Raw genomic sequence first — 14,441 nt, forward strand, 5'->3', positions numbered from 1 at the left:
GTGCGAAAGAAGGCGATCGTATGAGCGTCGCGCTTCCCCCCGCCCAGGGGCCATCTGCGGGTAACGGCGGCAACATCGACACCGTGGCGCTCGCGCAAGCCGATCTCAAGAACAGTTCTGGCGGATTCTGGCGCGACGTGTTCCGCCGTCTTCGGCGCAACCCTACGGCGTGGATCGGCGCGGTTATCGTGCTGGCTTTTCTGTTGGTGGCTGCGCTCGCTCCATGGCTTGCTGCCTACCCAGAGACGGCGCTCCCCGGCGCAAAGTACATCACCCCCACCTACATCCCAGGTCCAGGGGAGCTGCCACAGTTCCCCCTCGGGCTCGACCGCTTCGGCGGCGACGTATTGTCCAAACTCATCTGGGGTGCCCAGGCATCACTCATGATCGGGGTGATTTCCACGGCGATGGGACTCGTCGGCGGCATGATCCTCGGGCTGCTGGCTGGCACATTCGGTGGATGGGTAGACACCCTGATCATGCGGGTGGTCGACATCATCCTTTCGGTACCGAACCTGCTTCTGGCTGTTTCGATCGCTGCGATCCTCGGTCAAACCCCGTTCGCGGTGATGATCGCCATCGGAGCATCACAGGTGCCGATCTTCGCTCGCCTGCTGCGGGCATCGATGCTGCAGCAGCGCTCCAGCGACTACGTGCTCTCGGCGCAGACCCTCGGCCTCGGCCGGGGCAAGGTCACAATGTCGCACGTGCTGCCGAACGCCATCGGGCCCGTCATCGTGCAGGGAACGCTGACACTCGCGACAGCGGTGATCGACGCCGCCGCGCTGTCATTCCTCGGTCTGGGTGGCGGACGCCCCGAGACGGCAGAGTGGGGGCGCATGCTCACTTACGCGCAGTCTGAGCTGGCGATCGCGCCGTGGCTCGCGTTCCTGCCTGGTATTTGTATCGCCGTCACCGCGCTCGGCTTCACGCTGTTGGGCGAAGCGTTGCGTGAGGCAATGGACCCGAGGACGAGGGCGCGATGAACGCGGCGAAGGAGAATCAGATGTCGGAACCTCTGCTGTCTGTCCAAGGACTTGCCGTGGACTTCGCGACGATGGATGGCGTCGTGCACGCGGTCGAAGGAGTGGATCTAGAGATTCGACCAGGGGAGACCGTGGCGATCGTGGGGGAGTCCGGCTCAGGCAAATCGACCACAGCGATGGCCATCATCGGGCTCCTCGCCGGCGGGGGAAAGATTGCCGCTGGCACTATTCAGCTCGATGGCAAAGACATCACCCATGCCTCAGAACAGGAGCTTCGTCGCATTCGCGGGCGGGACATCGGCCTGGTTCCGCAAGATCCGATGTCGAATCTGAACCCGGTCGCCAAGATCGGCACGCAGGTGGCAGAGACATTGCTCGCGCACGGGCTTGCCACGCGAAAGAACGTCCACGCGGGCGTCGTCGAAGCGCTCACCGCTGCGGGGCTGCCCGAACCAGAGAAGCGTGCAAAGCAGTACCCCCACGAGTTCTCTGGCGGGATGCGGCAACGCGCGCTCATCGCGATCGGTCTCGCCTGTAAGCCGCGGCTGCTGATCGCAGACGAACCGACAAGTGCACTGGACGTGACAGTGCAGCAGACCATCCTCGATCAGATCGGCGCGATGACGCGCGAGCTCGGTACCGCCGTGCTGCTTATTACGCACGACCTCGGGCTCGCCGCCGAACGGGCAGAGCGCGTGATCGTGATGCACCGAGGCAAAGTGGTCGAGCAGGGCACCGCGCGGCAGATTCTGGAGGCTCCGCAACATCCGTACACCCAGTCGCTCGTCGAGGCCGCGCCATCTGTGGCCGCGGTGCGCCTTCGCCCTGCGGCGTCGACGGGCTCGGCCGCTTCGACAGGCTCAGCTGCTTCGACAGGCTCAGCAACCAAGGGCTCAGCAAGCGAGCGCGTGGTCCCTGAGCTTGTCGAAGGGCCCGCCGACAACATCGTAGAAATCGAGCACCTCACCAAGGTGTACCCGGTGCGGGGGCGCGGCGAAGATTTCGTGGCAGTGGATGATGTCTCTCTGGTGATTCCGCGTGGCGAGACAGTGGCGATTGTGGGGGAGTCCGGTTCTGGCAAAACCACAACTGCACGCATGCTGCTGAAGGTCATCGAACCCACGAGCGGGCTGATCCGCTACGAGGGGCAAGACATCTCGTCGCTGAAGCGCCCGGAGCTGAAGCAGTTCCGTCAGCAGGTGCAGCCGATCTTCCAAGATCCGTATTCGAGCCTGAACCCAATGTTCACGATCGAGCGCCTGATCGCTGAGCCGCTGGAGTTCTACAAGCGGGGGAGCGGCGCGGAACGGCGACGCCGTGTGCGGCAGCTGCTCGACGACGTCGCGCTCCCACAGTCGATGCTGCGTCGCTACCCATCTGAGCTCTCTGGTGGTCAGCGGCAACGGGTCGCCATTGCGCGGGCTCTTGCTCTTTCGCCCGATCTGATTGTGTGCGACGAGCCGGTATCTGCCCTTGATGTGCTGGTGCAAGATCAGATCTTGACGCTGTTGGGCGATCTGCAGCGAGAGTACGGACTCAGCTACCTCTTTATCTCGCATGACCTTGCGGTGGTGCGGTTGATCAGTGACTACGTCTGTGTCATGAAAGACGGCAAGCTTGTCGAAGCCGCAACGTCAGAAGAGATTTTCACGAACCCCAGGGACCCGTATACGCGGCGTCTGCTGGCGTCGATTCCGGGCAACGAACTCAACATCGCATCGTGAGAGTGCACTAATACCTCAGCTTCCAAGATTGGTCAAGGATTGAGCTTGCCATGTCGCCGAATCGTGCGTATAGTTAGTAGTTGCGCTCGTTTCTCCCTGCCCTCATATGGTGGTCGGCATTTGTTGAGTTCCCGGGCGCACACTCCACCTGACGACAAAGGAATCGAGAAGCCCTGCGGGGCTCACGGAGGTTATTCCCTTGGCTGCTGCTCACAACGCATCCACATCCACCACCACGAAGAACGGACGCGGAGCTTCCCGTCTTTCGTTCGCCAAGATCTCCGACACGCTGACGGTCCCTGACCTTCTCGCCCTGCAGACCGAGTCCTTCGGTTGGCTGGTCGGCAACGACGCCTGGAAGGCGCGCGTAGCCGAGGCGAAGAAGGCTGGCCGCACAGACGTCAACGAGAACAGCGGTCTCGGTGAGATCTTCGAAGAGATCTCCCCGATCGAGGACCTTGGCGAAACGATGCAGCTGTCGTTCACCAACCCTTACCTCGAGCCGGAGAAGTACTCGATCGACGAGTGCAAGGAGCGTGGCAAGACCTACGCTGCTCCGCTTTACGTCGAGGCCGAGTTCATGAACCACCTCACCGGTGAGATCAAGACTCAGACGGTCTTCATGGGCGACTTCCCGCTGCAGACCGACAAGGGAACGTTCATCATCAACGGCTCGGAGCGCGTTGTCGTTTCGCAGCTGGTGCGTTCCCCCGGTGTCTACTTCGACAAGACCCCTGACAAGACGTCTGACAAGGACATCGTGTCGGCGCGTGTCATCCCGAGCCGTGGTGCATGGCTCGAGTTCGAGATCGACAAGCGCGACCAGGTGGGCGTGCGCGTCGACCGCAAGCGCAAGCAGTCGGTCACCGTCTTCCTCAAGGCGCTGGGTATGACCAGCGAAGAGATCCTCACGGAGTTCGCCGGCTACACGTCGATCGAAGAGACGCTCGCCAAAGACACCATCGTCACGAAGGAAGATGCGCTTCGCGACATCTACCGCAAGCTGCGTCCGGGCGAGCAGGTTGCTGCCGAGGCCGCTCGCGCGCTGCTCGACAACTTCTACTTCAACCCGAAGCGCTACGACCTGGCCAAGGTCGGTCGTTACAAGATCAACCACAAGCTGGGTCTTGACCAGCCGTTGACCTCGTCGGTGCTGACCGTCGAAGACATCGTGGCCACGATTAAGTACCTCGTTCGTCTGCACGCAGGCACCGAGGAGACCTTCTCTGGTATCCGCTCTGGCAAGAAGGCCGAGATCCGTCTCGCGACCGACGACATCGACAACTTCGGTAACCGTCGTATCCGCGCCGTCGGTGAGCTCATCCAGAACCAGGTGCGCACAGGTCTTTCCCGCATGGAGCGCGTCGTTCGCGAGCGCATGACCACGCAGGACATCGAGGCCATCACGCCGCAGACTCTGATCAACGTGCGCCCCGTCGTCGCCGCGATCAAGGAGTTCTTCGGAACCTCGCAGCTCTCGCAGTTCATGGACCAGAACAACCCGCTCGCTGGGCTGACGAACAAGCGTCGTCTCTCGGCGCTCGGACCTGGTGGTCTTTCGCGTGACCGTGCAGGTGTTGAGGTTCGTGACGTTCACCCGTCGCACTACGGCCGCATGTGCCCGATTGAGACTCCTGAAGGCCCGAACATTGGTCTGATCGGTGCGCTCGCTACGTTCGCGCGCATCAACTCCTTCGGTTTCATCGAGACCCCGTACCGCAAGGTAGAGGGTGGCGTTGTCACCGAGCAGATCGACTACCTCACGGCTTCTGAGGAAGTTGACTTCAACATCGCGCAGGCCAACGCGCCGCTCGATGCCAAGGGTCGCTTCCGCGAGAGCCACGTTCTCGCACGCCCCAAGGGTGGTAGCGGTGAGGTCGACCTGTTCGTCCCAGAAGAAATCGGCTACATCGACGTTTCTCCTCGTCAGATGGTGTCTGTTGCAACCTCGCTCGTGCCGTTCCTCGAGCACGACGACGCGCAGCGCGCACTCATGGGCGCCAACATGCAGCGTCAGGCTGTGCCGCTGCTGCGCAGCGACTCGCCGTTCGTCGGAACCGGTATGGAGGGCTACACAGCCATCGACGCCGGTGACGTGATCACGGCTGAGAAGCCTGGTGTCGTCTCCGAGGTTTCTGCAGACCGCGTTGTCGTCATGCTCGACGAGGGTGGAACGCAGGAATACCACCTCCGCAAGTTCGACCGCTCCAACCAGGGCACCTCCTACAACCAGAAGGTCGTCGTCAACGAGGGCGACCGTGTGGAGATCGGTGAGGTCCTCGCTGACGGTCCGGCTACCGAGAACGGTGAGCTCGCACTCGGAAAGAACCTTCTCGTCGCGTTCATGACGTGGGAGGGTTACAACTTCGAGGACGCGATCATCCTCAGCCAGGACCTGGTGAAGGACGACACCCTCTCCTCGATTCACATCGAGGAGTACGAGGTCGACGCTCGCGACACCAAGCTCGGCAAGGAAGAGATCACTCGCGATCTCCCCAACGTCAGCCCTGAGCTGCTGAAGGACCTCGACGAGCGCGGCATCATCCGCATCGGTGCTGAGGTTCGCCCGGGAGACATCCTGGTCGGCAAGGTCACGCCTAAGGGTGAGACCGAGCTTTCCGCTGAGGAGCGTCTGCTTCGTGCGATCTTCAACGAGAAGAGCCGCGAAGTTCGCGACACTTCGCTGAAGGTTCCTCACGGCGAGCAGGGCACGATCATCGCGGTCAAGGAGTTCAACGCCGAAGATGGTGACGACGAGCTCGGCTCAGGCGTGAACCGCCGAGTCGTGGTCTACATCGCTCAGAAGCGCAAGATCACCGAGGGCGACAAGCTTGCTGGCCGTCACGGCAACAAGGGTGTCATCGCGAAGATCCTTCCGGTGGAAGACATGCCATTCATGGCTGACGGTACGCCCGTTGACATCGTGCTCAACCCGCTCGGTATTCCTGGACGAATGAACTTCGGTCAGGTCTTGGAGACTCACCTCGGGTGGATCGCCAAACAGGGCTGGAAGGTCGAAGGCACTCCGGAGTGGGCTGCACGCCTTCCGGAGCAGGCATTCGAGGCTGCTCCAGGCACGAAGGTCGCTACCCCGGTGTTCGATGGTGCGAGCGAGGAAGAGATCTCTGGTCTTCTCGACTCCACCATTCCGACCCGTGATGGTGTCCGCCTGATCGACTCGAGCGGAAAGGCCCAGATGTTCGACGGCCGCTCCGGCGAGCCGTTCCCGGCGCCGATCTCCGTGGGCTACATGTACATCCTGAAGTTGCACCACCTGGTCGACGACAAGATTCACGCACGTTCCACTGGTCCGTACTCGATGATCACCCAGCAGCCGCTCGGTGGTAAGGCGCAGTTCGGTGGACAGCGCTTCGGTGAGATGGAGGTCTGGGCCCTCGAGGCCTACGGTGCCGCATACGCGCTCCAGGAGCTCCTCACGATCAAGTCCGACGACATCCTCGGCCGCGTCAAGGTGTACGAGGCGATCGTCAAGGGCGAGAACATCCAGGAGCCCGGCATTCCTGAGTCCTTCAAGGTGCTCATGAAGGAAATGCAGTCGCTGTGCTTGAACGTCGAGGTGCTCTCGGCTGACGGCACGCTGGTGAACCTCCGCGACACCGACGATGAGGCGTTCCGCGCCGCAGAAGAGCTCGGTATCAACATCTCCAGCCGCTTCGAGGCCGCCTCGATCGACGAGATCTAGCAGTTCGGCAGGCTCAGGCTCCCCGTGGGGGACTGAGCCTGCCGAAGGCCCCCGATTTCTCAAAAAGAATTTCCGACACAGGAGAACTAGTGCTCGAGTCAACAACTTTCGATGAGCTTCGCATCGGCCTGGCGACCGCAGACCACATTCGCGCGTGGTCATACGGCGAGGTCAAGAAGCCCGAAACCATCAACTACCGCACACTGAAGCCGGAGAAGGACGGTCTCTTCGGAGAGCAGATCTTCGGCCCGTCCCGCGACTGGGAGTGTGCATGCGGTAAGTACAAGCGTGTCCGCTTCAAGGGCATCGTCTGCGAGCGCTGCGGCGTGGAGGTCACCAAGAGCTCCGTTCGTCGTGAGCGCATGGGTCACATTGAGCTTGCTGCTCCCGTAACCCACATCTGGTACTTCAAGGGCGTGCCTTCGCGTCTGGGTTACCTGCTTGACATGGCGCCGAAGGACCTCGAAAAGGTCATCTACTTCGCCGCTTACATGGTCATCTCGGTGGACGAGGATGCTCGTCACCGCGACCTTGGCACGCAGGAAAACAACATCCGCCTCGAGCTGAAGACGCTCGGCGACCGCCGCGACTCCAAGATCGCGGAGCGCATGGCCAAGCTGGAAGAGGAGCTTGCTGCTCTTGAGGCTGATGGTGCCAAGGCTGACGCCAAGAAGAAGGTCAAGGACGCCGCCGAGAAGGAAATGACTCTCATCCGCAAGGGTGCAGACGAGGCGATCATGAAGCTTGAGCGTGTGTGGGAAGACTTCCGCACCCTCGAGGTTGGTGCCCTGCGTCCGGAAGACGATGTCTTCCACGAGCTGCAGGACCGTTTCGGTCAGTACTTCGAGGCCTACATGGGCGCGGAGTCGATTCAGCGTCGCCTCGCGGCGTTCGACCTCGCTGCTGAGGCAGAGAACCTGCGCCTGCAGATCTCTGAGGGCAAGGGCCAGCGCAAGATCCGTGCGATCAAGCGCCTCAAGGTCGTCAGCTCGTTCCTTGAGACCGGCATGAGCCCGGCCGCTATGGTCCTCGACGTCGTTCCGGTTATTCCGCCGGAGCTGCGCCCGATGGTGCAGCTTGACGGTGGCCGTTTCGCGACGTCTGACCTCAACGACCTCTACCGTCGTGTGATCAACCGCAACAACCGTCTTCGTCGTCTGATCGACCTCGGTGCCCCCGAGATCATCGTCAACAACGAGAAGCGCATGCTGCAGGAAGCTGTTGACGCGCTGTTCGACAACGGTCGCCGTGGTCGTCCCGTCACCGGTACCGGTAACCGTGCCCTCAAGTCCCTCAGCGACATGCTGAAGGGTAAGCAGGGTCGTTTCCGTCAGAACCTGCTCGGAAAGCGTGTTGACTACTCTGGCCGTTCGGTCATCATCGTCGGACCGCAGCTCAAGCTGCACCAGTGTGGTCTGCCCAAGCAGATGGCGCTGGAGCTCTTCAAGCCGTTCGTTATCAAGCGCCTGATCGACCTCGGTCACTCGCAGAACATCAAGGCTGCGAAGCGCGCCGTCGAGCGCACCCGTCCCGAGGTCTGGGACGTGCTCGAAGAGATCATCCGCGAGCGTCCTGTGCTGCTCAACCGTGCACCTACGCTGCACCGTTTGGGAATCCAGGCGTTCGAGCCTCAGCTCGTTGAAGGTAAGGCCATCCAGCTGCACCCGCTCGTTTGTGCGGCGTTCAACGCCGACTTCGACGGTGACCAGATGGCTGTGCACCTGCCGCTGTCGGTTGAGGCTCAGGCCGAAGCCCGCGTGCTGATGCTTGCATCGAACAACATCCTGAAGCCGTCTGACGGACGTCCGGTCACCCTGCCTTCGCAGGACATGATCATTGGTCTGCACCACCTGACCACGGTCAAGGAGGGCGCAGCCGGTGAAGGACGTGCATTCGGTTCTGTGGGCGAAGCGATCCTGGCGAAGGACGAGGGAACCCTCGACCTGCAGGCGAAGATCCGCATCCGCATCCCCGGTTTGACGTTCCTCGAGGGCGAAGCCCCCGAGAACTACGACCGCCACGGACTTGTCGACGCTTCCCTGGGTCAGGCGATCTTCAACAACACCTTGCCGAAGGGTTACCCGTTCGTTCGCGAGCAGGCTGACAAGAACAAGCTGTCGCAGATCGTCAACAAGCTGGCCGAGGAATACCCCAAGGTCGAGACGGCTGCCTCGCTGGACCGCATCAAGGACGCCGGTTTCTACTGGGCTACGCGCTCGGGTGTCACCGTCGCACTGAGCGACATCCTCACCCCGCCGAACAAGGCAGAGATTGTTGCCGGCTACGAGAAGCAGGCCGCGAAGGTTCAGTCGCAGTACGAGAAGGGTCTGACGACCGACACCGAGCGTCGTCAGGAACTCATCAAGATCTGGACCGAGGCAACCGACGAGGTTCAGGCCGCGATGCGGGCGAACTTCCCTGAGGACAACACCATCAACCGCATGGTTTCCTCTGGTGCCCGTGGTAACTGGCTGCAGATCCGAAACATCGCCGGTATGCGTGGTCTTGTGAACAACCCCAAGGGTGAGATCATCCCGCGTCCGATCATTTCCTCGTACCGCGAGGGTCTGTCGGTGGCGGAGTACTTCATCGCGACGCACGGTACCCGTAAGGGTCTGGCCGACACCGCTCTGCGTACCGCTGACTCGGGTTACTTGACCCGTCGTCTGGTGGATGTCTCGCAGGACGTCATCATCCGCGAAGAGGACTGCGGCACGTCGAAGGGCCTTGAGCTCCCGATTGCTGCTCCGGACTCGCAGGGCGAGCTGGTGCGCGACGCAAACGTCGAGAACTCGGTGTTCGCTCGTACGCTGGCTTCCGAGGTCGTCGACAGCAAGGGCGAGGTTCTCGCCGCTGCTGGTGAAGACGTTGGTGACGTGCTGATCGACAAGCTGGTCGCCGCAGGCGTCGAGAGCATCAAGGTGCGCTCGGTGCTGACCTGTGACTCTGCTGTCGGTGTCTGCGCGCAGTGCTACGGACGTTCGTTGGCGACGGGTAAGACCGTCGACATCGGCGAGGCCGTCGGCATCATCGCGGCACAGTCGATTGGTGAGCCTGGTACTCAGCTGACGATGCGTACCTTCCACACGGGTGGTTCGGCTTCGGCAGATGACATCACGCAGGGTCTTCCCCGCGTGCAAGAGCTCTTCGAGGCTCGTACCCCGAAGGGTGCGTCGCCGATCGCCGAGTCCGATGGACGCGTCACGATCGAAGAGAACGACAAGGGCAAGAAGGTTATCCTCACGCCTGACAGCGGCGAAGAGCCCGTCATCTACCCGGTGCTGAAGCGTGCAACGCTTCTCATCGAAGATGGTCAGCACGTCACTGTCGGTCAGCCGATCCTGGTCGGCACGCTCGATCCCAAGGAGATCATGCGTGTCATGGGTGCTCGCGAGGTGCAGCGTTACCTCGTTGGCGGCGTCCAGGGCGTGTACCGCTCGCAGGGTGTGCCGATTCACGACAAGCACATCGAGGTCATCGTTCGCCAGATGCTCCGCAAGGTTACGGTCGTCGATCACGCCGACACGAACCTGCTGCCGGGTGAAATGGTCGACCTCAAGCGCTACCAGTCGATCAACCGTGAGACCGTGGCAGAGGGCAAGCGCCCCGCGTCTGGTCGTCCGGAGCTGATGGGTATCACGAAGGCGTCGCTTGCGACCGAATCGTGGCTGTCTGCGGCCTCCTTCCAGGAGACCACTCGCGTGCTCACTGAGGCTGCTATGCAGGGCAAGCGTGACCCGCTGGTCGGTCTCAAGGAGAACGTCATCATCGGTAAGCTCATCCCCGCTGGAACCGGTCTCTCGAAGTACCGTGACGTTGCGGTCGAGGCTACTGAGGAAGCCAAGAGCGAGCGCTACCCGAACCGGATCTTTGCATCCGACGGTGCGTACGCAGATGGCGACTTCGGTTACGTCGACTTCGACGCGTTCTCGACAGATGACATCACCCCCGGTACCTACAACTGAGGTATTGAGTAAGTAAGAAGGCCCCAGGCGATTCGCCTGGGGCCTTCTTCGTTTCTCTCTCCAATATTTGGGGAGGAGAACCCTGCCTCGGGAGGAGTGCTGTGCCCCAAACCTCCTCCCGAGGCAGGGTTCTCCTCCCTGCGGCGCGGTAAAGTCGGCGGGTGAGTACTGAGACTTCTGTAGCCGGTTCCGTGGTTGTGATCGGTGACGCGCTGATTGATGAGATTCGAGATAGCAACGGGGTGCGTGAGCTGGTTGGCGGGGCGGCACTCAATGTCGCTGTGGGCCTCCGTCGTCTCGGTGTTCCGACCACGTTGATCGCGATGGTGGGGGATGACGAGGCAGGCGCACACATTCGTGAGTACCTCGCAGATCACAACGTGAAGCTGATCGTCAGTGCGGCGCCGCTCGGTTCGTCTCGCGCGATTGTGCAGCGGGCCGCGAACGGCGAACCAGAGTATGTCTTCAATGAGGCTGCGCAGAAGCGGTGCATTCGTTACTCCGACGAGGCATGTGCGGCTATCGCCCAGGCAGGGCTCGTAGCGATCAGTTGCTTCCCCTTCGATGTGCCGGCGGAGGTCGATGCAATGGTGGAGGCGCTGGGTGACGCCCGCGTCGCCGTTGACCCGAACCCGCGGACAGGGATGCTCAGCGATCGTGCCGAGTTCGTGCACGGGTTTGAGCGCGTTGCAGCCACGGCAGCCATCGTGAAGGTTGGGGCAGACGACGCCGGAATCCTCTACGACGGCGACCTTGATGTCCTGCGCACTCGGCTCCGTGGCCTCGGCGCGGCGGCCGTGCTCGCCACCGCGGGCGCTGACGGAGCCAAGATCGATGTCGACGCAGGCACAGTCTCAGCTCCCATCTCTCACCTTCCCGGTGCTGTCATCGACACCGTGGGAGCGGGAGACGCGACGCTCGCCGCCGTCTCCGCCGGGCTGGTGGATGCCACGCCGGGCGAGCTGGGGGAGTGGGAAGCGCTGCTGCAGCGGGCCATGGATATCGCGGCGGCGACGTGCCGCGCAGAGGGCGGATTGCTGCGGACACCGGAGTCGCTCCAGCATGCAGGCCGCGGCGTACAGGGCAGCTGACACGTCGATTTCTTGCACCCGGCTCTGACAGGTATGCTTGTCTCTCGTGCCCCCGGTTGGCTGTCCAAGTCGGACGGGTGCGCTCTGGCGAGTTACCCAAGCGGCCAAAGGGATCTGACTGTAAATCAGACTGCATTGCATTCGGGGGTTCGAATCCCTCACTCGCCACCACAAATCATCACGAAGTGGCCCGAAGAACTCGGGCCACTTTTTGTTTGCCCGCCCTTCGGATCAAGGGCGACCCACTCGCTGCCAGTTCATGGCCCTTGCTATGAGGTAGCGTGCCTGTATGAAGCCTGCTGGAGTACTTGCTCTGATCTTCTTGCTGTCAGGCTGCGTCGGTACAACTGGCGAGTCGCAGGCATCGACACCGCATCCCGTCGGATCGTCTTCGCCTTCGCCTTCAGCCTCGCCGCTATTGCCGACACCGAGCGCAAGTGCGCCACCTCAGACCGATGCTCCGGAGTCGCCTGAAACGTTCGATAAAGCCGCGCTCATCGACCTATGTCTCGAAGTAACGGGGCCCGACTTCGGCTCCCCGCTCAGTCCAGATAGAGCGCGCGCCGTGATCGAGCGCAATGAATCTGAGTATCCGTGGTTCGTGTTGGTTCCAGGAGTTGCCGGGGGCAGCGAGAGTTTGGCTTACTGCACCATCGGTGGAACCCCATCAGAACCGACTTTCTTGTTGCGCGGCGCAGCCGCGGCAGAGCTAGAAGATGAGATCCGTAGTTGGGTGCAATGAAGCCGCCCCGCCGGAGCTCCTATTTGAACCCCATTCAGCAGTCCGGCTAGCGATCCCCCCGATATATCTGTTGAAGGCAGGGTCGGACTTTCGTATGATTCTGGTGAATTCTGGCGGGCCGGAGGCGCTCGATCCTCGGTTCGAACTGAGAAAGATCACCGATGCGGAGTGGGTGCTTCTCGATCACCGCTACGACCAGAACGACTCTCGTCGCACCGTTGCGTGCGTCTACCAGGTCGACGCGGTCGAAGTCGAGGTGGTGTGGCTACGGGACCTTCCCCTGGCGACCAGCTACATGTCTGCGATCGATGCGCTGGAGGATCTCCAGCGGTTCCACTCCCCGCGTCGTGCGGGACGACCGATTCCGATCCCACATCTGCCGCCGCTTGCGACCGCCTGAGCGGAGTGTTGTCTGCCGCATGTCGATCTGTCAACGGGGGACCCATCGCTGGCCTTGGCTGTGAAACTGGTCATTCGCCAGCCCCGTGATTGGAGATTCGGATGTCAGACCCCCAGCTGTACCCGGACGCGAACCGCGAGATCGATGCCGAAGGGATCGATCCAGATATGCCATCGACCGACGACGAGCGAGTCGTCCCCATCGAAGACGAAGACGAAGACGAAGACGAAGACGATACCGACTCCGTCGAACCTTCGTGATCGCAGAAAGGCCACCACATGAGCAAAAGCAGTGACCGCACCGATATCAGCACCGAGCCGTCCCCTGGGCCGGAAGAGAACGACAACCTCGGAGCAGAAGACGGAAAGGGAAAGCCGACCGAAGACGTTCGTGCAGAGAAATCGGACGCAGATTAGCAACATGAAGGCCCGCACTTCGGTGCGGGCCTTCGTGCGTCTCGACCCCGTGGGAGTTCATAGACTGGAGAGATGCGACCGCTTACCGAAGCCGATGTCCTCGCCTCGTTCGTGAACGCAGATGAGGAAGAACTTCGTGTGCTGGAGCTCCCGCACGATTTTCTCCTCGTTGACTGGGACTACCTGGACTTCTTCGCATGGCGCGACCCGATGGTAAGCCGTCGCGGATATGTCATCGTCCCGCACGAGGACCACGTCGCCGGAATCGTCTTGCGCACTTCAGACCCTGCGCGTGCGCGATCGGGACTGTGCAGCATCTGCCACATGATGCAGCCAGGCAACCAGGTCGCATTGTTCTCTGCGCGTCGTGCTGGCGCGGCTGGACAAAAGGGAAACTCCTTCGGCACCTACATTTGCGCCGACCTGTCGTGTCACGAGAACGTGCGCCTGGCACATCCACTCGCCCCCAACGAAGTGCTCGTGCCAGGCCAGATCGATATGCGCCTTGATGGCACGCGCCGCCGCATGGAGGCCTTTGTCTCGCGGGTCTGGTCGCAGGGCTGAACGCGGTTACGCTGGAGCCACACGTCTCGCGCTCAAAGGAGAAGCCATGAGTGATGCCATTCTGTTCACCGTCGAAGAGGGCATGGCCAGGCTGACCCTGAACCGTCCTGCTCGACTCAATGCTTTCAACGCCGATCTTGCCCACGCCTGGAAAGAGGCCACCGCGGATGCGACGTCGCGACCCGACGTGAAGGCGATCATGATCGATGCGGCAGGGCCGGCTTTCTGTGCAGGCGGCGATGTCATCGATATGGCGACCACGATGGGGGCCTCTGGTGCAGACATCACCGCGCTCGCCGAGGTGATCAACGCGGGTATCCGGTCGTTGACCGAGTCCGCAGTTCCTGTGGTGGTGGCGGCGCACGGCACGACGGCCGGTGGCGGGCTGGGAATCTTGTTGGCTGGCGACTACGCCGTCGTTGGTTCCCGCTCGAAACTCGGCAGCCTGTACGCGAACATTGGACTCACCCCGGATCTCTCCGTGTCGGCTCAACTCGCTCATGCCGTCGGACAGCGTCGTGCACTGCAACTCGTGCTGCAAGATCGCCTGCTCTCCGCCGCCGAAGCGGTGGAGTGGGGGCTTGTCGCAGAAGCTATCGAAGGCGAAGACTCGGCCTCTGAAGCCGAGGCTGTGCGCGCGCGGGCCGAAGAGATCGCTCGCTTCTGGCTCGCGGGGGCCGCAGGAGCCTACGGACAGGCAAAGCGATTGGTGCGCTCGCGGCCAGAGCGGACTTTCGCCGAGCAACTCACAGAGGAAGCGCGTTCCATCGGTGCGTCTCTGGAGACGCCAGATGCCCAGGCCCGCATCGCAGCGTTCGCGGCGGCCGCTATGAAGAAGGCGCGCTGACCG

11 protein-coding genes and 1 tRNA gene are annotated in these 14,441 nt (G+C 62.0%); all 12 read left to right on the forward strand.

Annotated features, from left to right (window positions below; genetic code table 11):
* Positions 1–20 precede the first annotated feature (20 nt).
* Positions 21–986 carry an ABC transporter permease gene (locus AB0O87_RS12590; RefSeq protein ID WP_363516487.1) on the forward strand — a complete coding sequence of 322 codons (966 nt, stop codon included), beginning with the start codon at positions 21–23 and terminating at the stop codon, positions 984–986.
* A 20-nt stretch (positions 987–1,006) separates the two neighbouring features.
* Positions 1,007–2,710 (forward strand): ABC transporter ATP-binding protein, encoded by a 1,704-nt coding sequence (locus AB0O87_RS12595; protein WP_363516490.1) that lies wholly within the window; start codon positions 1,007–1,009, stop codon positions 2,708–2,710.
* Positions 2,711–2,909: 199 nt separating this feature from the next.
* Positions 2,910–6,413, forward strand: coding sequence for a DNA-directed RNA polymerase subunit beta (locus AB0O87_RS12600; protein ID WP_363516493.1), 3,504 nt, complete (start codon positions 2,910–2,912; stop codon positions 6,411–6,413).
* A gap of 89 nt (positions 6,414–6,502) precedes the next feature.
* Positions 6,503–10,378 carry a DNA-directed RNA polymerase subunit beta' gene (gene rpoC, locus AB0O87_RS12605; protein ID WP_363516496.1) on the forward strand — a complete coding sequence of 1,292 codons (3,876 nt, stop codon included), beginning with the start codon at positions 6,503–6,505 and terminating at the stop codon, positions 10,376–10,378.
* A 161-nt stretch (positions 10,379–10,539) separates the two neighbouring features.
* Positions 10,540–11,469, forward strand: a complete 930-nt coding sequence (locus AB0O87_RS12610) for a PfkB family carbohydrate kinase (RefSeq protein WP_363516498.1) — start codon at positions 10,540–10,542, stop codon at positions 11,467–11,469.
* 86 nt (positions 11,470–11,555) lie between these two features.
* Positions 11,556–11,640, forward strand: a tRNA-Tyr gene (locus AB0O87_RS12615).
* Positions 11,641–11,758: 118 nt separating this feature from the next.
* On the forward strand, positions 11,759–12,211 hold the full coding sequence (locus tag AB0O87_RS12620; RefSeq protein WP_363516501.1) for a hypothetical protein: 453 nt from the start codon (positions 11,759–11,761) through the stop codon (positions 12,209–12,211).
* Between the two features lie 94 nt (positions 12,212–12,305).
* Positions 12,306–12,611 (forward strand): hypothetical protein, encoded by a 306-nt coding sequence (locus tag AB0O87_RS12625; RefSeq protein ID WP_363516504.1) that lies wholly within the window; start codon positions 12,306–12,308, stop codon positions 12,609–12,611.
* 101 nt (positions 12,612–12,712) lie between these two features.
* Positions 12,713–12,871, forward strand: coding sequence for a hypothetical protein (locus AB0O87_RS12630; RefSeq protein ID WP_363516506.1), 159 nt, complete (start codon positions 12,713–12,715; stop codon positions 12,869–12,871).
* Positions 12,872–12,889: 18 nt separating this feature from the next.
* Complete coding sequence (locus tag AB0O87_RS12635; RefSeq protein WP_363516509.1) at positions 12,890–13,027, forward strand: hypothetical protein; 138 nt, start codon at positions 12,890–12,892, stop codon at positions 13,025–13,027.
* Between the two features lie 72 nt (positions 13,028–13,099).
* Positions 13,100–13,591 (forward strand): FBP domain-containing protein, encoded by a 492-nt coding sequence (locus AB0O87_RS12640; RefSeq protein WP_363516512.1) that lies wholly within the window; start codon positions 13,100–13,102, stop codon positions 13,589–13,591.
* Positions 13,592–13,637: 46 nt separating this feature from the next.
* Entirely contained in the window at positions 13,638–14,438 is an 801-nt protein-coding gene (locus tag AB0O87_RS12645) for an enoyl-CoA hydratase/isomerase family protein (protein WP_363516515.1), read from the forward strand.
* The last annotated feature ends 3 nt before the right edge of the window (positions 14,439–14,441 follow it).

The organism is Microbacterium sp. NPDC076768, assembly GCF_040687205.1.
GTDB lineage: Bacteria > Actinomycetota > Actinomycetes > Actinomycetales > Microbacteriaceae > Microbacterium.